This window comes from Peptostreptococcaceae bacterium (assembly GCA_016649995.1).
Lineage (GTDB): Bacteria > Bacillota > Clostridia > Peptostreptococcales > BM714 > BM714.
Map to the genome: position 1 here is coordinate 1 of JAENWJ010000016.1, position 21917 is coordinate 21917.

At 44.8% G+C, this 21917-nt stretch carries 18 protein-coding genes; all 18 read right to left on the reverse strand.

The window, feature by feature from the left end; genetic code table 11:
• Positions 1-797, reverse strand: a 797-nt coding sequence (locus JJE29_04525) for a pyridoxal-phosphate dependent enzyme (GenBank protein MBK5251880.1), incomplete at its 3' end; no start/stop codon positions are given.
• Positions 798-893: 96 nt separating this feature from the next.
• A complete protein-coding gene (locus JJE29_04530; protein MBK5251881.1) occupies positions 894-2018 on the reverse strand; it encodes an alanine dehydrogenase in 1125 nt (374 codons plus the stop codon).
• A gap of 26 nt (positions 2019-2044) precedes the next feature.
• Complete coding sequence (locus JJE29_04535) at positions 2045-3391, reverse strand: sigma-54-dependent Fis family transcriptional regulator (protein MBK5251882.1); 1347 nt, start codon at positions 3389-3391, stop codon at positions 2045-2047.
• Positions 3392-3400: 9 nt separating this feature from the next.
• Positions 3401-4828 carry a HAMP domain-containing protein gene (locus tag JJE29_04540; GenBank protein MBK5251883.1) on the reverse strand — a complete coding sequence of 476 codons (1428 nt, stop codon included), beginning with the start codon at positions 4826-4828 and terminating at the stop codon, positions 3401-3403.
• 13 nt (positions 4829-4841) lie between these two features.
• Complete coding sequence (locus tag JJE29_04545; protein ID MBK5251884.1) at positions 4842-6020, reverse strand: ABC transporter permease; 1179 nt, start codon at positions 6018-6020, stop codon at positions 4842-4844.
• Entirely contained in the window at positions 6010-6690 is a 681-nt protein-coding gene (locus JJE29_04550) for an ABC transporter ATP-binding protein (protein MBK5251885.1), read from the reverse strand. The genes JJE29_04545 and JJE29_04550 overlap by 11 nt, the downstream gene beginning before the upstream one ends.
• 18 nt (positions 6691-6708) lie before the next feature.
• Positions 6709-8523: an HlyD family efflux transporter periplasmic adaptor subunit gene (locus tag JJE29_04555; GenBank protein ID MBK5251886.1), complete on the reverse strand. Its 1815-nt coding sequence runs from the start codon at positions 8521-8523 to the stop codon at positions 6709-6711.
• A complete protein-coding gene (locus JJE29_04560) occupies positions 8517-8999 on the reverse strand; it encodes a metallophosphoesterase (protein ID MBK5251887.1) in 483 nt (160 codons plus the stop codon). The genes JJE29_04555 and JJE29_04560 overlap by 7 nt, the downstream gene beginning before the upstream one ends.
• The gene (rdgB, locus tag JJE29_04565) at positions 8996-9601 is read right to left on the reverse strand and encodes an RdgB/HAM1 family non-canonical purine NTP pyrophosphatase (GenBank protein MBK5251888.1); all 606 of its coding nucleotides are present in this window, start codon (positions 9599-9601) and stop codon (positions 8996-8998) included. Before rdgB ends, JJE29_04560 begins: the two co-directional genes overlap by 4 nt.
• Before the next feature lie 14 nt (positions 9602-9615).
• Complete coding sequence (gene rph, locus JJE29_04570) at positions 9616-10335, reverse strand: ribonuclease PH (GenBank protein MBK5251889.1); 720 nt, start codon at positions 10333-10335, stop codon at positions 9616-9618.
• 311 nt (positions 10336-10646) lie between these two features.
• Entirely contained in the window at positions 10647-12731 is a 2085-nt protein-coding gene (locus JJE29_04575) for an N-acetylmuramoyl-L-alanine amidase (protein ID MBK5251890.1), read from the reverse strand.
• A gap of 215 nt (positions 12732-12946) precedes the next feature.
• Positions 12947-14566: a hypothetical protein gene (locus tag JJE29_04580; protein MBK5251891.1), complete on the reverse strand. Its 1620-nt coding sequence runs from the start codon at positions 14564-14566 to the stop codon at positions 12947-12949.
• A gap of 93 nt (positions 14567-14659) precedes the next feature.
• Positions 14660-15634 carry an ABC transporter ATP-binding protein gene (locus JJE29_04585; GenBank protein MBK5251892.1) on the reverse strand — a complete coding sequence of 325 codons (975 nt, stop codon included), beginning with the start codon at positions 15632-15634 and terminating at the stop codon, positions 14660-14662.
• The gene (locus JJE29_04590) at positions 15631-16650 is read right to left on the reverse strand and encodes an ABC transporter ATP-binding protein (GenBank protein ID MBK5251893.1); all 1020 of its coding nucleotides are present in this window, start codon (positions 16648-16650) and stop codon (positions 15631-15633) included. The genes JJE29_04585 and JJE29_04590 overlap by 4 nt, the downstream gene beginning before the upstream one ends.
• Positions 16651-16667: 17 nt before the next feature.
• Positions 16668-17672 (reverse strand): ABC transporter permease, encoded by a 1005-nt coding sequence (locus JJE29_04595; GenBank protein ID MBK5251894.1) that lies wholly within the window; start codon positions 17670-17672, stop codon positions 16668-16670.
• Positions 17673-17880: 208 nt separating this feature from the next.
• Positions 17881-18801, reverse strand: a complete 921-nt coding sequence (locus tag JJE29_04600) for an ABC transporter permease (protein MBK5251895.1) — start codon at positions 18799-18801, stop codon at positions 17881-17883.
• Between the two features lie 209 nt (positions 18802-19010).
• Positions 19011-20438 carry an Asp-tRNA(Asn)/Glu-tRNA(Gln) amidotransferase subunit GatB gene (gene gatB, locus JJE29_04605; GenBank protein ID MBK5251896.1) on the reverse strand — a complete coding sequence of 476 codons (1428 nt, stop codon included), beginning with the start codon at positions 20436-20438 and terminating at the stop codon, positions 19011-19013.
• On the reverse strand, positions 20428-21909 hold the full coding sequence (gene gatA / locus JJE29_04610) for an Asp-tRNA(Asn)/Glu-tRNA(Gln) amidotransferase subunit GatA (protein MBK5251897.1): 1482 nt from the start codon (positions 21907-21909) through the stop codon (positions 20428-20430). The genes gatB and gatA overlap by 11 nt, the downstream gene beginning before the upstream one ends.
• Positions 21910-21917: the final 8 nt, after the last annotated feature.

A 21917-nucleotide genomic window follows, 5' to 3' on the forward strand; every position in this document is an offset into this window, starting at 1 on the left:
CCGCCTACGGATGTCGGACCTTCGCAACCGCTCTTAATCGATTCGTATATGCACGCCACTTCCCACGGTTCCGCTACTGTTGTAACAGGGGGATTTCCGTCATAATAATGCGCAATGAATCCAAGTACGCCTCCCGCCATTGACCCTACGCCAGCCTGAAGAAACATGTGGGTCGGCTTGTCCACCCCATAACCTTCAAGCTGCTTTATGGCCTCGAAGGCCATTGTTGTGTAACCCTGTGTTATGTCGTTTGGTATGTCCCTATAATTTGCGTTGCCGGTATCCTGAACAAAATGGTATCCGTTTTTCTTTGCATAGTCCGATGCGAAACGAACGGCATCGTCGTAGTTCATGTCCGTTATTTCGACCTTGGAATCTCCAATGCCTCGGATGGCATCCGCGCGGCATTCTTTTGACCCCACAGGCATAAACACCTCGGCGCGCGCTCCAAGCTTCATGGCCGCCCATGCGACTCCCCTGCCGTGGTTTCCGTCTGTCGCCGTCACGTATACTGCCTTTGATGGATTCTTCTCCTTTGCGGCAATTTTGGAAATGGCGTATGAAGCGCCAAGTGCCTTGAAGGCGTTAAGGCCGAACCTCTTTGACTCGTCCTTAACGTAGATGCCCTTTACTCCCAGTATTTTTGCGAGATTCTTCAGGTTTGCAAGGGGCGTCTCGCTATATTCCGGAAGCTCCCTATGAAAAGCTCTTGCAGGGGCGGTTGCCTCCACTGCTAGAAAATCGGGAAGACATTTTTTCGAAAGCTTCCCCTCAATTATTGAAATGGATTTCACTATATTCTCCTTCCACCTCTTATGGCTTGAAAACTGCCCAATTATTAATCCTTGATTTTGATTGTTATACTCTCAACTCAATGATAACCAAGAATAATTCTAATGTATTCCGAATTGCTCGAAATGTTCAAGAGAAGCCTTTTTAAGGGCTCTCTCATATTGATCGGCTTCTTCGGAAACATCCAAATCTGTTCCCTTTTTAAGAAGGATTTTTATGAATGGCCTGAGCTGCTTTCCATAAACATCCATGGCCTCAACAGGATAAACGCCGGGCCACGCGTTGCAGCTAACGACGGTTCTCTTATTCAACTGATTGACTTCGCTCGGAATATCTTGGTATTTGGAATCTCCAGGTTCTATTACGAAATGCGAAAGAGTACCGGTAGGTATTCCCTCGATACCTTTTATCTGGATGGGCTTTATCTTTGTTTTATATGGATCTGCCGTCAGATCAAGTATCACGCCATGCTCCGGCAAAAGGCCCAAAAGCTCGTTTGATACAATAGCTATCGATGGGTCGCTTCTCCATGTGGCGTCAACCAATATATCCGTGTCCGGAAGAATTTTTTTGAGCTGATTCTCGTCACCGGTTATGCTGCGTGTAATCATTTTTATGATTACACCGGGCACATTTTCGTCTTTCCCTAAAAATTCAAGGTTGCTAAGGTTCTTGAATGCCTTTGCAGCATTTAGCCCTACCGACCCAAATCCCATTATGCTTATAATCAAGGGTTCCCTGTTCAAGGCATAGAAATCAAGCCGGTTTTTCTTAAGGGTTTTAAAAGCGATGCTTGCTCCCGCGTAGGCTGTTCCGTAATAGTTTACTACCAGCCTAACTTCATTATCATTCTTTATTGAATCCATTGAATAGCAGTATATGTCTCTATCTCCAAGGTATCCGTTTCTAAACTCCCTGGTATCAAAATGAAGCATTGACAGAAGAACTGCTCCCTTCTTCATCCAATCTATTTCATAAATCTCGGGCGACCTTAAAACAATAACCAAATCGGTTTTGTACGCTTCTTCGTGGCTCACAAAATGGATCTCGGGATTAACGGCGAGATAGTCCTCGCGGGAATATCCCATTCCCGCCCCATACCCTTCTTCCACTAAAATCATTTTGTCTGAAAAACCTGTGAATAACCCGAAAAATTCAGGCAAGAAATCCCTCTTTTCCCCAACATCCTTGTGCATTCTTGGAAATCCTACGCTTTTAATATTCATAAAATCCTCCGCTGTTTTCTCAGTTCTTAGGATATGCCATATTTGTTCATTCTATAAAGAAGGGCCGAACGGGTTATTGAAAGAAGCTTCGCCGCCTTTGTTCGGTTGCCTCCGGACTGTTTCAACGCGGCCCTTATAAAACATTTTTCCGTTTCCTCAAGGTCTATCCCCTCTTCGGGAAAATCAAGCGGCGTCTTCATTGGAATATTGGGGGCATAAGGCGCCTTGAACGGAAGATGTTTCGGAAGAATCTCCCCATTTTTCGAGACTATTAGAGCCCTTTCTATGCAATTTTCCAGCTCCCGTATGTTCCCCGGCCAGTTGTAAGATATCAATGCTTCCATAGCCGCTTCCGATATGCTTGCAGGTTCAGTTTTCCTTTTCTTTTGATCCAAAAGATGCCTTGCAAGTAAAGGGATATCCTGTTTTCTTTCTTTGAGAGAAGGCAATCTTATCTGTACCACGTTAAGGCGATAGTATAAATCCTCTCTGAATTCACCAAATTTTACGGCATCCTCAATATTTTTATTTGTTGCCGTGATTAATCTGATGTCCGTTTCTATTGTGCGGATGCCTCCAACACGCTCGATACTTTTTTCCTGTACGGTCCTAAGCAGTTTCACTTGAATTGACAGGCTTGTTTCAGCTATTTCGTCTAGAAACAGGGTCCCGCCGGATGCCAGTTCAAACTTGCCTGGCTTTGTCTTAATCGCGCCGGTGAAGGCTCCCTTTTCATGACCGAAAAGCTCGCTTTCGATCAGTGTTTCTGGAATTGCCGCGCAATTGACCGTAACCATAGGTTTGTGGCGTCTGGCACTTTTGTCATGGATCATGCGAGCCACAACCTCCTTGCCCGTGCCGCTCTCGCCCGTTATGAACACATTGGAATCGGATTTGGAGACCATGTCGATCAATTCGTAGACATCGGCCATGGCTTGACTCTTGGTCTCCACAAAGTATCCTTCGATGGTTTTGCTTATTTCCGTTCTGTGGTAGCTGACTTCCTTTAGAAGGCTCTTCATCCTTATTGCCCTATAGATTTTTATCTTAAGCTCGTCTATGTCAAACGGCTTTGTCACGAAATCGTAGGCTCCATGCTTCATGGCCTCAATGGCGGTTTCGATGGTTCCATGGGCTGTTATCATGATCACCGGCAAATCCCGGTCCTTTTCATGAATGACTTCAAGTACCTTCATTCCGTCCATTCCAGGCATTCTAAGATCAAGGACGACAAGATCCGGCTCCTCTGCTTCAAATTTTTCAAGGCACTCTTTGCCGTTTGCGGCCTCGATGACCTCGCAATCGTCATTTATGGTTTTTGATATTATCCATCTTATATATTTTTCGTCATCTGCAACAAGTACTCTATACATTGTGTCCTCCTAAGCCTTTTGCGCCGGGAGCATGACGGTGAATACCGCTCCCCCTTCGGCAAGATTCTCAGCCTTTATTGTGCCTCCGTGCAGCTGGATCAGTTGATAGCTTATGGAAAGACCGAGCCCTGTCCCCTCGGCTTTCGTTGTAAAATACGGGTTGAAGATATCCGCCAAATCGGACTCCGACATGCCTTTTCCGCTGTCTGCAAACCGCACAGCCAAACGGCTTTCATCAATCATTTCGGTTTCTATGGAAAGAATCCCTCCGTCAGGCATAGCCTGAACGGCGTTTAGAATGAGATTGAGGAATACCTGCTTAAGCTTCTCGGAATCCCCGTAGACCGATTGCAGATTCATGCTCCTGCTTCTAGATAATTCCACATGCGAATCCCTCACATATGCACCTGCAAATGTCATGATGCTATCCAAAACATCTTCAATATCCAAGGTTTCGAAATCGGGCTCCGTGGGCTTTGCAAACCTTAAGAGTTCCTCGATTACAAGGTTTTGCCTTTCTATCTGCTCTTTTACAATTCCAAGGAATTCGGATTGCTCATCGCTGAAAGTCCCTTCCCTCTCCATGAGTTGAATGGAACCTTTCATTATGCCAAGCGGATTTCTCAGTTCATGGGCAATGCCGGAGACAAATTGCCCCAGCGCCGCCATCTTGTCGGCCTGATGCAGCATGTCCTTCAGCCGCTTCTGCTCCTGCAATTGCTCGGCCATCTTGTTTATCTCTCTCGCCACTTGGCCCAGCTCGTCGGATGAAACCTCAATTCTATAACTCAAATCATCCTTCATGATTTCAACGCCTTCGTTTATCCTATTGACATCCCTAATCAATTTTCGAATTATATAACCGGTGCCCAGGATTCCGGCAATCAAACTGAATAGCACCGCAAATGCAGTCAGTATCCTTACCATCACGAATGTCCTGATATCTGAAATTATGGAATCCTCAATCCAGATCATCCCTATTACTTCGTCTCCGTGGAATACTGGCATGGTGCTTCTGATTTTATCCCTTTCCCTCAAGACCTCGGATAATCTTTTACCGGTTCTTTCTTTTTCGAATTCCTTTGAAAACATCGCATGGGGCAATTCGGTTTCAGGCCTTCCGGTCTCGACGTCCCAATGGACAATGGTTTCAATTTCCTTTGAGCGATCAATATATCCTACACGAAAATCATTTCCACTCTCTACAAGCGCATAAAAAAGCCCTTCAATAAACTCGCCGGTGATTTCATTTTCAGAAACGCTTTGGAATTCATCAACCAAACCTTGCAGATGCTTGTCGAGTTCAATTCTTTTTTCTTCCTCTATTTTATAATCAAAACGCTGATTCAATACGAAATTCAAACCAATGCCAACGGCAAGGCTCGCGATGACCAAGCAAAGAAGCATAATCAAATGTCTGCTGATTGTTTTTTTCATTTCGCCACCTTCTCTATTCATATCTCAATGCGTCTATGGGATGAAGCTTAGCTGCTTTGTCCGCCGGATAAATCCCGAAGATGATGCCGACGGCAAGTGAGAAAAAGGCGGCCAATAGAATGATGCCACTGGAAACCACAGTTTCTATCCCTGCCAAGCTTGAAATAGCCAGAGATCCTCCGATGCCCAAAGCTACTCCTATTATACCACCCATGCCGCTTAGGACAATGGATTCGATAATGAACTGCACGAGGATGTCCCCATACTTGGCTCCGATGGCTTTTCTAATTCCGATTTCCCTCGTTCTCTCCGTTACGGAGACCAGCATAATATTCATGATGCCGATGCCTCCAACGAGCAGCGAGATGCCGGCGATTCCCCCGAGCATTGCCGTCAGCATGCCCGTAACGCTTCCTACTGTATCAAGAACCTCGCTTTGATCGAATACCCTGTAGGTGTCATCACCCTTGAATTTACGCTGTAGATAATTCTCCAGATAAGCCTTGGCCACATCGACGGTTTCCGCCGATTCCGCTTGGATGTAAATAGTCCGGATGCTCGTATCCCCTCCGAGACGCTGGGCCGTAGATACAGGAATGACTACCACCTCGTCGCTGGATCCCATCATTGAAGAGCCCTTGGATGCGAGGGTTCCAACGACAGTAAATGTCTGTCCGTTGATTTTGATGTCGCTTCCCAAGGCTGATACGTCAGCGAATAGTTCGCTTTTAACATCACTGCCTATGATGGCCACGTTCTGCCTATTAGCTATATCCGTATCGTTTAGAAAACGGCCTTCCATGAGTTCGTAATTTAGAATTCCTATATAATTTTCGTCGGTTCCGTTGATATTGACGCCCTCCATGATGACCGTTCCGGCCTTCAAGTCGCCGTTTATGGAAATGCTTGGAGCTATTTTCCCTACACCGATAAAGGTGTTAAATTCCTCCACTTCCTCTAAATCCAAAGAGGTGTCGGCTCCCCGTCCCGTTATATTGACTGTGAGGAGATTGGATCCCATGCTCTGGATGCTATCCGTGACGCTCTTGGTAGTGCCCTGACCGATGGATACCAGTATGATGACAGTGCTAACGCCAATGATGACACCGAGCATGGTCAAAAAAGAACGCATCTTGTTGGAAAGTATACTGCTTATGGCCATTTTAAAGGTTTGCACAAAATTAATCTTCATAATTCGCCTCCTTACCAATGACCCCATCACTAATATTAATGACCCTTCCGGCTTTTTTAGCCAGATGGCCGTCGTGGGTAATCATAACCAAGGTGGCGCCTCTCTCGTTGAAGTCTCTCAAGAGATTCATGATTTCTATGCCGGATTTAGAATCCAAATTTCCCGTTGGCTCGTCGGCCAGTATGATGGGAGGATCTCCTGCTATTGCCCGGGCAATAGCCACCCGTTGCTGCTGCCCGCCTGAAAGCTCGTTGGGTCGGTGGTGCTGACGGTCAGCCAGTCCCACTTTCTCAAGAGCCAATTGCGCCCGCTCGCGTTGTTCCTTTTCCGGTACCCTCCGATAGATTAGCGGCAACATGACATTATCGAGCGCGCTTAATTTTGACAGCAGATTGAAGCTTTGAAACACGAAACCGATTTTTTGGTTTCTGGTTTCCGCCTGCTTGGAAGCGTTCATTTCACTGACATCTATGCCATCCAAGAGATAAATCCCCGATGTTGGCACATCCAGACAACCTATTATATTCATGAGAGTGGACTTACCTGACCCTGAAGGACCTACTATGGAAACAAATTCCTGGCGCTTTATTTCAATGGACACATCCTTAAGGACCTTCAATTCATTAGAACCCATGATATAGCTTTTGCAAATTTTATCTGTTTTAATCAAAGTCATCGGAATCACCCCCTATTTCCCGTTCGGGCGAATTCCGCCACCGCCATTGCCACCGCCCATGCCAGGCATTATGCCACTTGACCGTTCTGAAGTAAGAGAAGTCTCCGTTGCTAAACCCGTCAATACTACTTGATCCCCTTCGCTTAAGCCCCCGACCACTTCGTAGAACCGAGCATCCATGAGTCCGGTCTCCACAGGCACCATGGTTTTTTCCTCTGAGCCAACGGCAACCATTTTACGTTTTCCCATCTCCGTAACAGCCTCTATCGGAAGAAGAAGAACATTTTCCGCACTATCCAAAAGTATTTCTGCATCTGCGCTCATGCCTTCCTTAACAAGCTTGCTGTATGGAACCGAAATGGTGACATCGTAAGTGGCTACTCCGCTCTGAACATTACCCAGTTCGGATATCTTAATGACTTCACCTTTAAAGATTTCTCCCGGAGCCGCATCGACCGTCACCTCGGCGCTTTGACCAATAGACACATCGTTTATATCGAGTTCATCAACCGCTATTACCATTCTTTTATCGAAGCTGATTATCTTCCCCAGCACTCCTGTATTGTTTGAAGACGTTCCATTGTTGTTTGTATTAACCCCGACCGTATCGCCTACGGAAACATCCTGCCCGGCAAGTATCCCGTCGCTTTCAGCCTTTACGCTTAATCCTTCCACCTTATCGGCGAGTTCATCGAGCTCGATTTTAGCCTCTTGAAGCGAAACATTCTTGCTCATTTGGGAAACAACCAGAGAATTGCTTTCTAGTACTGCAATTATTTCTCCGGCTTTTACAGTGTCCTTCTCCTGCTTATATACTTTTATAACCGTAGCCTTTCCAGGGGCTTCCACAATTTCAGCATCTTTATACTCAACCGTACCGTTGGTGATACCTTTTATCGTCTCCGAACCGGTGTAAATTTCAACTCGGACATTTTCACCCTCCTGGAATCCCCCAGGGTTGTCAACTGATACATAGACATATTGGAAGATCCCCCCATTTCCGTCTGTAGATGGAGTACCCTCAACCTTGGCAACCACTCCGCTTGTTGTGAAAAAACTCGATGGGAAAGTAACGTTAGCCGCCTGCCCAACCTTTATTTTTCCTTCATGAGACAGATTTATGGGAGTCTTTATATAAATTTCACTTTTATCCCAGACTTTTGCCACGGTTTCCCCCTGCGACAATGTCTGACCAACTTCCAAGTCCATTTCTTCGATTGTGCCCGTCATTGGAGCTCGAACAGTCAGATCCGAAACATCTCCGCTCGATGTCCTGTACTCGAGCGATGCGTTTTCATATGCTATTTTCGCTTTCGTCCACTCGGCAGAAAGATCGTCGCTTTCGAGTTCGTAAATAATCTCTCCAGCTTTAACCGTATCTCCCTCATAGAAATTGATTTTTTTCACTTTGGCTTCGAATTCATCCGGATCAATCTCCAACGACTCAGCTGAAAATACAGTCCCATTTCCGGATATAGATATTTCTATATCCCCTTTCGCAAGCGTATAGATAATTTCGGACACTTCATCATCACCTTTGTTGCCGCCCCATGTCATAAACAATGCGACAGCAAGCACAGCTATTGATGTATAAATTACCATTTTCTTTTTACTTTTAGGTTTTTTTATTTTAATCCATTCAATCAATTTCATTTCAGTACCTCCCAATATTGTTATGCCTAATATTATTGCAATGTTCATGCCAAAATTAAAACCGCTCTTTCCAACAAGAAGGAGCGGCAAAATCACAATATTGTTTGATATCAGACGCTTGTCTGTGATATTTTCGTCTGATATCGGACGCTTTCCATGTCTTTCTATCAGCACTCAGGTTCAGCCAAGTCTATAAATCGGAAAACCATTTTCCCCTCATCGAGCTTCATAACTACAAATCCGGGCGGTTCGCAGTCTCTAGGTCTCCAAGCGCTTCCAGGATTTATAAATAAAATTTTTCCTACCTGCTCGCTTACCCTTTTATGTGTGTGTCCAAAAATCGCTATATCGACATTCTCCTCAAGCGACTTGTAATAAAGGCGATTAAGGTCATGCTTTATATTATATTTGTGTCCATGAACGATAAAAATTCGGTGTCCGTCGAGTTCCAGGATTTGTTCGGAATAACCTTTCACGCTCCTATCACAATTGCCAGTCACCCTTATGATTTCAAAATCCCCTACGATATCTTCAACGTCAAACCATCCGTCCCCAGTATGAATCAGCATGTCAATCGGTCCAGTCATTTTCAATGCCTTTCTGACTGCATAAGGGTGGCCGTGGGTGTCTCCAATTATCAATATTTTCACTTCGGGAGATCTCCCTCCGCCATTAGAAGCTTTTTGAATCCTTCCAATGCATTTGCCCTGTGGCTAATGGAATTTTTCTCGCTGCCTGAAAGCTCCGCAAATGTTTTTTCTTTTTCGGCAACATAGAAAAGAGGGTCATACCCAAATCCGCCATCGCCCTTCTCTCTAAAAGCTATATGGCCTTCTATTTCGCCTCTGGCTACTAGGGTTCTTCCGTCAGTAAAAACAGCCGTTATTACTGAAACGAATCTTGCCGTCCTTTTTTCCCACGGAACGTCCTTCATCATTTCAAGCAGTTTTTTATTATTGCTTTCGTAGGTCGCTTCCGGTCCTGAAAAACGCGCAGAATAGACTCCCGGCTCTCCACCCAGAGCATCGACCACAAGCCCCGAGTCGTCCGCAACGGAAGAAAATCCCGAAGCTTCCATGACTTCCATTGCCTTTTTCTCGGAATTGCCCTCGAAGGTATCTTTGTCTTCCACAACATCAAAATCGCCAAGCCCGGCCTCTTCCATCGTGACAAGCTCGATGCCGAAATTCTTTGTGATTTTTTCAATTTCCTTCAGTTTATGTTTGTTTTGTGATGCCAATATCATTTTCATGTCTTTCGGCCTCCTTATTCTTTCAAAGCCTGTATTTGAATTTCATTAAGTTCGTTTATTCCCTTTTTAGCGAGTCTTAAAAGCTCATCGAGAACGCTCTGTGAAAACGGTGCCGCTTCACCCGTACCCTGTATTTCTATGAATTCATTTTTGTCGGTCATTACCACATTCATGTCTACATCCGCTTGAGAGTCCTCCTCGTAGCAAAGGTCCAGCATGGGTATGCCCTTAACTATTCCAACACTTACCGCAGCCACCATAGACTTGAGCGGATTCTCAGCCAGTTCTCCATTCTCCATAAGCTTTGCTATGGCATCTGAAAGCGCCACAAAAGCCCCCGTTATTGAAGCCGTGCGCGTTCCGCCGTCGGCCTGAATTACATCGCAGTCGATCCATATGGTTCTCTCTCCAAGCTTGTCCATGTCGACAACTGTCCTGAGTGTCCTTCCTATTAGTCTCTGTATTTCGCTCGCTCTTCCGTCCACCTTGCCTCTTGACGCACTCCTTTGTTTCCTTTGGTTTGTAGAGCCCGGAAGCATTCCATACTCAGAGGTTACCCAACCCTGTCCCTTTCCTTTAAGGAACCTTGGAACTCCATTTTCTACCATAGCTGTGCAAATCACCTTAGTGTTTCCAGCTTCCATTAGTACGGAACCGTCGGGATGCATCAGATAATTCCTCGTTATCTTGATTTTTCTCAAATCCTCGAAATTTCTTTCTCCATTTCTTTCCATTATATCAATCCTTTCTTTATTACATACATGAGTATGGCAAGAGCCATGGCTCCCGGCAATATTTTACGATAATTTTAATAATATCATATTCTAAGCCCTTTCTATTCTGTATTGCTATTCTATCACAATATTCGGCCCCGGAAAACCGGGGCCGAATATTGTGATAAACTCTACATCCAACTTTTTGTACGCTTGAATCACTGCTTTCTCGTGCCCTGTGGGTATCATAAGTTCCTCTAAATCCGGAATTATAATTAATCTATAACTTTGGACTCCAAAATGTCTGTCCCTTTTTAGTCCTTTTTTGAGTGTTACTTGAAGTAGTCCATGAGACCTTCGTAAAGTGCTCCGGCGCATCTGTCCCTGTATGCGGATGTATTTAAAAGCTTTTCTTCCTTCTCAACATTAGTAAGGAAACCAATTTCGGCCAATACCGCCGGCATTTTTGTTTCGCGTATCACTACAAGGTTGGGACGGCTTACTATTCCGCGGTTTACAGATCCAAGTTCCGAGACAATGGCATCCTGCATTACCTTAGCGAAGCTCATGCTGTCTCTGCCTGTGCTATCCGGGCAGTAGAGAACCTCTACGCCCGAAACTGATGTTCGGCCGATTGCGTTCGCATGTATGCTCACGAATGCGTCTGCACCCAACTCGTTTGCTATCTCAGCCCTGTTGTAAAGTCCTACGTAATTGTCGCTGTCTCTTGTGAGATAAACCTTGAAGCCCTCTCGTTCAAGCATTTTTGCGAGTTTCTTGGTCACATCGAGTACAACATCCTTCTCTAGCAAGCCATAGGTCGGACTGATTGCTCCAGGGTCCTTGCCCCCGTGACCTGCATCTAAAACTATGAGCGTGTTCTTATAAACTGAATCCTTTATTGCCGTGTTCTCAAATGCCAAGATAATTTTATCGGTCAATCCCGATGATGACTCGTCCTTGTACTCGACATTCTTGGCAAGTTTGATGTTGAAATAGTTGTAGTTGCTGCTTGAAGCATCTATGTCTATCGTCTCAATCAATGTGTCCTCTATTGGAAGTACAAGACTGTCAAGGCTGAGTATGCTCTTTGGAACTTTGACTGTAAGCATTCTATTGCTACTACTGTAGCTAACACTGTGCGAGCCAATCTCCTGGGTATTAATAGTAAGTTTTGCAAGGTTTATGTCCTCTTTCATGTAGTCTATCCCCTCAAGAGGATTCCCAGAAACATATACATAGAGGTCATTATCCAAAATTTCAAAGTAAATATTCTCGAAAGCTATGCTCTCCTCGAGATCCACAACGATACGCGAAACTGCTTCGCCTGGTCCATAGTCGGCAGTCGCATCATATTGCGAGGCTCTTACACCCTTTATTCCAGCAGCCTCAATTTCTTGATTTTCAAAGCCCGAAGGAAAACGGCAGTTTATTATGTCTATAACGTAACGCTTTGGATTTTCGAGCGGCATAATATTTGCTATTGCCGGTTCTTCCCCTGTCTCGATTATGACAGCCTCTGCGCTATATATCTTTTCCACTCTTATGTCCTCAATCGAATTCACAAACCTGAAGATTGTAGTCTTGCTTGCTGAATTGTATTCCGTTTCGTATCCCCTTCTATCATTCATATCCACTACCAGCCTCGTAACAAGGGGATTAGTGTCAAACTGCGAAGCCCTGACACTTATGATGCCATCCTCATATATGTCAAGTTCCGCCTGATTTGTCCCTATAAGCATTTTGGAATCGGTCACTGCAAATTTGGCGTTTGGGATGTCTATAACAAGCTTGTCGCGATCCCCTACCGAGCTTCCTTCCAATATGTAGCTGTTTGTTTCTATCTCACCGGTCGATTTTATGTGCATCTCCGGGAATTTGCCGGTGTTATCAAATGAAAAGCCAGTTATCGACTGGACCGGTTTGTTAATTGTCGCTGTCACAGTATCAGCTATCCATCCCACATCCATTCCCAGTTCCTCCGACATGAACCTTATCGGCACCATTGTCCTTGCGCTGCCCCCGTAATTTAAAAGCTTCGCAGGTATCCCGTCAGGCAGGGTTTTCTTAATGCCATTTACGGTAACCGTCGAGCTATCTATTCCAATGACTATTGTTTTTTCGTCTGTTGTGACTGTCGCTTCTTTTGTCACTTGGTTCCATGAAACATCGGCGCCAAGGCTCTCTGTAATGAACCTTACCGGAACGAGTGTTCTTCCCTTAAAATTGACTGCGGGAACATCTGAAATTACGTCCTGTCCACTCATCATTATGTTGACTGTTCCAACCTCGAATTCTTCGCCTGTAACTGCATCCGTCAAGGATATGGTATTGCTCTCGTAATTCCTTGCTCCGTATGACGGCATCGCCATAATAAGAACAATCATTGCTATTATCAATAGGGTATGCTTCTTCATGTGTTCCTCCCCGATTCTTTGTTTGTTTGAATGCTCATTACATTTATATCATTCGCGAGGTACACAGTCAATTGAGGAGGATGCATTGTCACCGAAAATTAATCATTTCGCATTGTTAACAAAACTGTACTCCAATAAAAAACCGGGCAATGGTATACGCCCCATTTCCCGGTTTCACAAAACAATGGCATAAAAGCGCCCTTGTTTAAATCTTACTATTCTTTTAAATTAAATACATAAAAATATGTTCCGAGTGCAGGTCTTATCTGGAATCTGTCGTCTTCGACCGACAATCTCGGTATCTCCTGGTTTGGAACCGTCTCAATTACATCTATTTCTCCTGCCTCCATTGCAGTAAGCTGTGTTAATTCATCTACTATCATCAATATTTCTATTTGGCTAAGCTTTACCGCATCTCTGTTCCAATATTCCTCGTTGGGTTTCAAGAGTATGTTTCCCAATTTATAATCGGTAACTACAAATGGTCCATTGGACACGGCCAATTCGGGATTCATGGCCCATCCTTCCGGGTCCTGCTCGACAATATCCTCTCTGAGCGGCATGTAAGTGAAAAATGCTGTAAGTTCAAGGAAGTACGGGGTAGGGCCTGTCAGCTCAACCTTGAGTGTTTTTTCGTCGACAACCTCTATTCCCACTTCATCGACTGATCCTGTTCCATCATAGTATTCCATGGCTCCCTTGATGTAAAACATCTGGTATCCATACCACGATGCAACCTCGGGGCTCATAGCCCTTTTCCACGCATATTCAAAGTCCGAAGCCGTTACGGGCTCTCCATCAGACCAAGCGGCATCTCTCAAATGGAATGTATATGTTGTCTGGTCTTCTGAAACATCACAGCTTTCAGCCATGGCAGGAATATACTCTCCTCCCACTTCTCTCATAAGGCCCTCGAATGTATTGTTTACTATATGGCCGCCGTCCTTTGAGCTTACATAGCCAGGATCCAGCGTATTCGGATCGGCCGAAAGATTCCAAACAAGCGTGGAATCATCAGTTGACGCTTCACCGAAGTACCATTGTCCCAGGCTCGTGTATTCCCAGCCGGAAACTCTGTTTTGAACCATTATAGGACTCGTGTAATAGAATATGGGCATTATTATCGAGTCATCCATCATAAGCTTTTCGGCCCTGTAAAGTTTTTCGTCCCGCTCTACACCGATGACAATTTTCGATTCTTCTATTGCATTGTCGAATTCTTCATTCTGCCAAAACGCCACATTATTTCCTGAATATGATGTGAACATGTCAAGGAATGTCATTGGGTCCGAATAGTCTCCAAACCATGCCCCTGTTGCCACTTCGAAGTTCCCCTGGAATCTGTTATCCATGAATACTCCCCACTCCTGGTTGGAGATTGTAGAATCTATATTAAGATTTTGCTTCCACATTTCCTGAATGGCTTCAGCGATGGCCTTTTGCTGTTCATTCGTGTTGTATAGTATATCTATTGCCGGGAATCCTTCTCCATTTGGAAAACCTGCTTCGGCTAAAAGATTCTGAGCCTCATCAATCATTGCCTCATTCGTGTCAATGCCAAAATCTCCGCTGACAGTTCTGAAATCGTTTCCCTTTGAGTCGCTAACTCCGGGAGGTACAAAACCGGCTGCGGGCAATTCTCCGCCCTTTGTCACTTCTTCAACAATTGCTTTCCTGTCTATGGCTAAAGACAGTGCCTTTCTAACTCTTTCATCTTTTACGACTTCTTTTGCGGTCACTTCTTTTGTCGGTTTCTCAACATTATGGGCACATCCGACAGTAATCGACAAAACCAATGCTGTGGCAATAAATATTCGTACATATTTTTTCAACAAATTTGTTCCCTCCTGTCAAGTTAATCGGTTTAATTCTATCAACATAATATATGAATTATTGCCAGTCCACAAGAGATTTAACCTCAATGTCGATTAATAAAGCGCGTGGCATGCGCAAAGGTGCCCTCCTCCGATGTCTTTTATCCCCGGAATCTTGTTTTCGCAAATCTCCTTGGCAATGGGACACCTATTCCTATAGCTGCAGCCGCCGGGTGCTTCAACTCTATTTTTCGCTTTCATATTTGCAACCTCAGTATTTCCGACTATGCTTCCGTCCAATTTGATTAAAGGAACTGCTGAAAGCAAAGCCCTCGTATATGGATGGGCAGGATTTCTGTAAAGCTCTTGGGCCGTGGCCTGTTCAACTATTTTTCCCATATGCATTACACCTATTGTACTAGAAATATGCTTGACTATCGAAATGTCATGGGCAATGAAAAGGTATGTAAGGGAATCCCTCTCCTGCAATTCCATCAGCATATTAATAACCTGGGCCTGAATCGACGGGTCCAGAGCAGATACGGGTTCGTCGCAAATTATCATTTCAGGATTAACGGCTATGGCTCTTGCTATTCCTATCCTCTGCCTCTGCCCTCCCGAAAACTCATGGGGGTATCTGTCTGCATGGCTTTCAGAAAGCCCTACACAGCGGAGCAACCTGCAAACCATTTCTCTTTGGCTTTTTTTCGTTTCCATGCCTAGAATTACAATGGGCTCTCCTACTATCTCTCCTATTGTCATTCTGGGATTTAGCGATCCATACGGGTCTTGAAATATCATTTGGATCTTTTTTCTGAACGGTTTCAAATCTTCTTTGTTCGATTTTCCTATATCCGTTCCGCCAAACCATATTTGGCCCTCTGTTGGCTTGTAAAGCCGGGCTATAGTCCTTCCTGTTGTTGTTTTCCCGCATCCCGATTCGCCCACAAGGCCATAGGTTTCGCCTTTATTTATTTTAAATGAAAGGCCATCTATGGCGCGAATGCTTTCGGCTCCTCTTTTAGCAGGGAATACCTTCTTCAGGTTCCTTACATCCAGCAAAATTTCTTTATTAGCATCTTCAGTCATTGCCTGCCCCCTTCAAGAAAAGTTCTTTTGACGCTGAATGGAGCATCTTCGTCAAGAAGCCAGCACATAGCTTTGCTTCCGCTTGCTGTTTCATAGTATTGAGGTTTTTCTGCTTTGCATATTTTCATGGCATAGGGGCATCTTGGCGCAAATGGGCATCCCACGCTATCATTATACATGTCCGGCGGCGAGCCTTCGATTGCGTAAAGCCTATTATTGCTTAATGCATTAAACCCAGGAATTGATTTCAGCAATCCCCGGGTATATGGATGCATAGGTTTTTTCAGAACATCTGCAGCCTTCCCGCTTTCCATTATTAGGCCTCCATACATAACCGCAACCTTGCTGCATAGGTCTGCTACAACTCCCAGGTCATGGGTTATGACAAGCATCGACATTTCAGACTTTTTTCTTATTTCATTCAGAAGCTGTAGAATTTGCGCCTGCACCGTAGCATCGAGAGAGCTTGTCGCTTCATCGGCTATTATCAAGTCGGGTTCACAGCAAAGGGCCATTGCTATCATTGCCCTTTGTTTCATTCCTCCCGAGAATTCGTGCGGATATTGGGACATTCTTCTATATGGATGCAAAATCCCAACCTCCAATAGCGCTTTAGCCGCCCTTTCCCCTGCCTCTTTTTTCGATAGATTTTTGTGTTTCATTACAGTTTCAATGATTTGATTGCCAATAGTAAAGACCGGATTTAAGGATGTTGAAGGGTCTTGAAAAATCATTGCAATCTTACCGCCCCTGACACTCATCATTTCCTTTTCACTTTTATCCATTAGATTTTTTTTATCGAAAAAAATTTCGCCATCAATTATTCTTCCCGGCTTATCGATCAGTCTCATTATGGAAAGAGCCGTCGCAGTTTTTCCACTTCCGCTTTCCCCAACAATCCCGACTGCCTCCCCCTTTTCTATTTCAAGGTCGACTCCCCTCACAGCACGCACTTCTCCCTGTCCTGTAAAAAAGGATGTCTTTAGATTTTTTATTTCCAGCAATTTTTTAGGCAAAATGCCCACCTCCCCGCCTATCTTCTTGTTTTAGGGTCCAAGGCGTCTCTCAAGCCGTCTCCAAGGAAATTGAACGCCAAAATTGTGATGCAAATGGCCATTGACGGAAAAAACAATTCATATCCATAAAGCCTCATCCCTTCCATTGCATCATTTGCAAGGGTTCCCCAGGACGCTGCCGGAGGCGATACTCCAAGTCCTATGAAGCTAAGGAAGGCCTCAGTGAAAATGGCTCCGGGTATCATCATAGTCATGGCTGCAACTATTGGTCCGGCGGCATTTGGAAAAATATGCCTTGTCATTATGCGGAGCGGTCCGGCTCCCGAAATTCTTGCCGCCAGCACATAATCCCTTTTTTTTAGTGATAATATTTGCCCACGCGCTATTCTCGCCATACCGACCCAATATACCAATCCTATTGCCAGTATTATCGACTTTATTCCCGAACCAATTACAACGGTCAAAAGTATTACATACAAAATGAGAGGGATAGTACTAAGAATATCCACAAACCGCATCATTGCCTCGTCTATGCGGCCGCCTGCAAGCCCGGAAATGAATCCGTAAGAAACACCTATTATTAGATTTACTGCGGTTGCTACGAATGCTATCAAAAGTGATATTCGCGCCCCGCTAAGAACCCTGACAAATATGTCTCTTCCTGAAGCATCGCTGCCAAACCAATAGGTCTTGTTGAACACTTTCGTTAATGGTTTGACCTCCTGACCGTCAGCCGTCAGAATGAATTTTTTTTCCGCCGAAAACAATGTGGTGTCATTTACCGGGTTGGAATAATCCAATACTACGTTTTTTTCTCCGATGCTGTATTCTTTCGATTTGCCCACGGCATTTTCGCTTATAGGCTCTATGCGTTCCAAAAATTCCCCGTTTCGCGAAACGGCATACAGCTTGTATTCCTTATGTACATAGACATAGGTATTTTCGTCGATTGAATATATTTCAAATCTTGGAGGGAGATTGGAAAACCCGAGGTTTTGATCCGAGTATTTATATTGTGACATCTCAGGACCTAGAATCGCCATTGCCAATATGATTGCTATTGTAAAAAGCCCCGCCATTGCAAGATGGCTATGCATCAGGCTCTTGCCTGCATCCAGCCAAAAACCCGAAGGCTTTCTATATATTTTTTCCATTTCGCATGTTTCTCTTTCAAGGGGTTCCCATAAGGATGCATCCCTTCTGATTTTGCCGGCCATCCCAACCCCCCCCCTATTCGTTAAGTTTGATTCTTGGATCCATCAAGGCGTGTATCATATCAGCAAGGAAAGTCATTGCAATCAGCAATACCGCATAGAAAATCGTTGCGCCCATTATAACCGTATAGTCTCTGTTGACAACGCTCTCCACAAAATACTTTCCCATACCGGATATCGCAAAGATTCTTTCTACTACAAATGAACCTGTCAATATTGTTGCAGCCATTGGAGCTATTGATGAAACAACAGGCGCCAATGCGTTTTTAAGTGCATGCTTGTATAGAATGGAGTTGCGAGAAAGCCCCTTTGCCCTCGCTGTCCTTATGTAATCCTGTCCAAGAGCTTCAATCATTGACGACCTTGTAAGCCTAGCCACGAATGCAAGAGAAAAACCCGAAAGTGCTATTACAGGCCCCACCATATGCTTCCATGTCCCCAAACCAAATGTTGGAAACCAACCGAGTTTTGCGCTGAAAATATATATAAAAGCCGTTGCAACTAAAAAGCTTGGAATCGTTATCCCCAGTGTTGCTAGAAGCATAAGATAACGGTCCTGCCATAAATTTCTCTTGACCGCAGACAAAACTCCCATGGGTATTCCAAGCAGCAATACCAAAGCGATTGAAACTCCTCCTATTTTCGCAGATATCGGGAAGCTTTCTTTAATGATCTGGTTAACGCTTGCGCCGGTTTTTCTGTAACTTGGCCCCAAATCAAAAGCCATTATATCTTTCATATAGTCGGTATACTGCTTCAGCAACGTATCATTTAAATGATACTTTTCATTCAATGCATTTAGAACCGGTTCGGGCAATGGTCTGTCACTCGAAAACGGTCCGCTTGGAAGGGCATGCAGAAGGAAAAAAGTAATTGTTATTATAAGAAATATAGCAATCGCCATTGAAACAACTCTTCCTGCCAGATATCTGCCCAAATCAATTCCCCTCCTTGCCGTTATCGATTGCAACTCGCCGCGCCGGAACAAATTCTTCCCTTATATATTACATTAAGAAAAACACTTATACAATGCATTGCATATTGTGTCCGCCTTGCTTAACAACTTAAAATGCTTAATGCGGCTCATAACAAGAGAAGCCCCGAAATTTCCACGAATTCCGGGGCTTCTCTTGTTTATTCTTGTTTTTATAAATTGCTAAGCTTGTCCCTAATCAAACGGTTTACAGTTTGTGGAGCAGCCTTGCCTTTTGACGCCTTCATAACCTGTCCGACAAGGAATCCAAGTGCTCTATCCTTTCCGTTTTTATAATCCTCTATTGATTGCGGATTCTCTGAAATTACTCTGACAACTATTTCCTCGATGGCCGATTCATCCGTTATCTGTTTCATTCCTTTTTCCTCTATTACCTTTTCAGGTTTTTTGCCTGTCTCCGCCATTTCTCTGAAAACCTTCTTGGCCATGTTGTTGCTTATGGTTCCATCAATCACGAATTTAAGAAGATTGGCAAAGTCAGTGGAATTAAAGGGCATGTCCGTTATGTTCGCATCCGTTTCCTTAAGCCTTCGTAGGACCTCCGTCATTATAAAATTGCTGGCAAGCTTCGCGTCCCCTGCCCGGCTCACCGCATCCTCATAGAATGCCGCCAAGGCCTTGGACGAAACAATCACGCCTGCATCGTAGACTGGTATGCCGTATAGCTTCACGAACCTTTCCTTCTTTGCCTCCGGAAGCTCGGGAAGTTCTTTTCTTATGAGCTCTATCCATTCTTCGCTTATTTCCATCTCCACCAAATCGGGTTCCGGAAAGTACCTGTAGTCGTTAGCGTATTCCTTGCTTCTCATGGATACTGTAACGCCCTTTACATCATCCCATCTGCGGGTATCCTTTAGCGTGTTTTCGCCATCCTCGAGTGCCTCTATATGCCTCGCAGTTTCATACTCTATGGCTTTTGCGGCAGCCTTGAACGAATTAAGGTTCTTGATCTCCGCTATTTCAGTTTTTCTTCCATCGTCCGCAACGACATTTACATTAACATCGCATCTTAGCGAGCCCTGCTCCATCTTTACATCGGAAACCTCGATATATTCCAGTATGGCCTTTAGCTTCTCCAGAAATGCTGTGGCCTCTGCCGCGCTTGCCATGTCCGGCCTCGAAACAATCTCTATCAGCGGAACACCGCAGCGGTTGTAGTTCAAAAGGGACGACCCGTCTTCGGTATGCAGCGATTTCCCAGTGTCTTCTTCCATGTGTATTCGTTCTATTCCAATTTTCTTGACACCTGACTCTGTTTCTATTTCCATATATCCGTCCGTGCAGATAGGCATGTCGTATTGTGAAATTTGGTATGCCTTTGGAAGATCCGGATAGAAATAGTTTTTCCTGTCCATTTTGCATTTTTTTGCAATTTTGCAATTTGCCGAAAGCCCAGCCATTATAGCAAATTCTATGGCTCTCTTGTTTATCACAGGGAGCGTTCCGGGGAGTCCTATGCATATTGGACAGCAATGCGTGTTGACATCTCCTCCGAATTCCGTCGAACATGTGCAAAACATCTTGGATTCCGTTAAAAGCTCGGCGTGGATTTCAAGACCCACTAATGTTCTATAGTTCATTTACGCCACCCCCCATTATTGAGGCTCTTTGTCTGCAAATCACTGATGCCTTTTCGAAGCTGTAGGCAGCTCTAATGAGCGTCGCCTCGTCGAAGAATTTTCCTATCAGCTGCATTCCCACAGGCAAACCGTCCTTGAATCCGCATGGCAACGAAATAGCTGGAACGCCCGCTATGTTAACGGGAACCGTGCAGATGTCGCTCATGTACATCTCCAAAGGATCATCCGATTTTTCACCTATCTTGAATGCCGTAGTTGGAGTAGTAGGCGTTAGTATGAAGTCGTATGTTTCAAAGGCTTTCTCGAATTCCTGTTTGATTAGGGTTCTTACTTTGAGCCCCCTGTTGTAGTATGCATCGTAGTAGCCTGAGCTTAAAGAATAGGTTCCAAGCATTATCCTCCGCTTGACTTCCTCTCCGAACCCCTGACTCCTCGTCTTTATGAACATATCCTTGAAGCCTTCGTAGTTTTTAGCCCTGTATCCGTACCTTGCACCGTCGAAGCGAGCCAGGTTTGAAGAGCATTCGCTGGTTGCCAGTATGTAATACACCGACAAGGCATGCTTGGCCGATGGAAGAGAAATCTCCTCGCATACGGCACCCATAGATTCGTAGAGCCTAGCGGCTTCAAGTACCATGGTCTTGACCTCTTCATCTATGCCTTCTCCGAAGAATTCTTTGGGAATGCCTATGCGCATGCCCTTTACTCCATTCTTCATTCCCAATGCGAAATCCGGAACCGGGCGGTCTATGGATGTCGAATCCTTTCTGTCGTGCCCGCTGATTGTATTCATTACCAGTGCGCAGTCCTCTACATCTTTTCCTAATGGCCCTATCTGGTCAAGTGAGGATGCAAAGGCAACAAGTCCGTATCTGGAGACACGTCCATAGGTTGGTTTTAATCCTACAAGTCCTGTGAAAGCAGCAGGTTGTCTGATTGAACCTCCCGTATCCGATCCGAGCGAATAAAAAACCTCCCCGGAAGCAACCGAAGCCGCCGAACCGCCGCTCGAACCGCCCGGAACCCTATCTGTATCCCATGGATTTTTTGTTGTCTTGTAGGCCGAATTTTCGGTCGACGAGCCCATTGCAAACTCGTCCATATTTGTTTTTCCAACTATGACCGCTCCCGCGTTCTTGAGCTTTTGGGTTACCGTAGCGTCATAGGGAGGGGTGAAATTTCCGAGTATCTTTGAAGCGCAGGTGGTGAGTATACCATCTGTGCACATGTTGTCCTTAAGTGCCATCGGTATGCCGGCCAAATCGCCGAGAAGCTCTCCCTTTTTCATCCTTTCATCAAAGGCCTTGGCCTGCAAAAATGCTTCTTTCTTCGTAAATGTGATGAACGAATCCACCTTGCTTTCCACTGCATCTATTCTTTTATAGCTTTCTTCCGTAAGCTCCACCGAGGAAAGCTCTCTATTTCTTAGTTTGTCCCGCACTTCGTGGGCTGTCAAATCGAATATTTTCATTTACGCCT

Bases quoted from the DNA above. Each gene is read 5' to 3' on its own strand.
- JJE29_04530 (MBK5251881.1), bottom strand. From the start codon at position 2,018: ATGAATATTAAAAGCGTAGGATTTCCAAGAATGCACAAGGATGTTGGG.
- JJE29_04535 (MBK5251882.1), bottom strand. From the start codon at position 3,391: ATGTATAGAGTACTTGTTGCAGATGACGAAAAATATATAAGATGGATA.
- JJE29_04540 (MBK5251883.1), bottom strand. From the start codon at position 4,828: ATGAAAAAAACAATCAGCAGACATTTGATTATGCTTCTTTGCTTGGTC.
- JJE29_04545 (MBK5251884.1), bottom strand. From the start codon at position 6,020: ATGAAGATTAATTTTGTGCAAACCTTTAAAATGGCCATAAGCAGTATA.
- rdgB (MBK5251888.1), bottom strand. From the start codon at position 9,601: ATGAAAATGATATTGGCATCACAAAACAAACATAAACTGAAGGAAATT.
- rph (MBK5251889.1), bottom strand. From the start codon at position 10,335: ATGGAAAGAAATGGAGAAAGAAATTTCGAGGATTTGAGAAAAATCAAG.
- JJE29_04575 (MBK5251890.1), bottom strand. From the start codon at position 12,731: ATGAAGAAGCATACCCTATTGATAATAGCAATGATTGTTCTTATTATG.
- JJE29_04585 (MBK5251892.1), bottom strand. From the start codon at position 15,634: ATGACTGAAGATGCTAATAAAGAAATTTTGCTGGATGTAAGGAACCTG.
- JJE29_04595 (MBK5251894.1), bottom strand. From the start codon at position 17,672: ATGTCACAATATAAATACTCGGATCAAAACCTCGGGTTTTCCAATCTC.
- gatB (MBK5251896.1), bottom strand. From the start codon at position 20,438: ATGAACTATAGAACATTAGTGGGTCTTGAAATCCACGCCGAGCTTTTA.
- gatA (MBK5251897.1), bottom strand. From the start codon at position 21,909: ATGAAAATATTCGATTTGACAGCCCACGAAGTGCGGGACAAACTAAGA.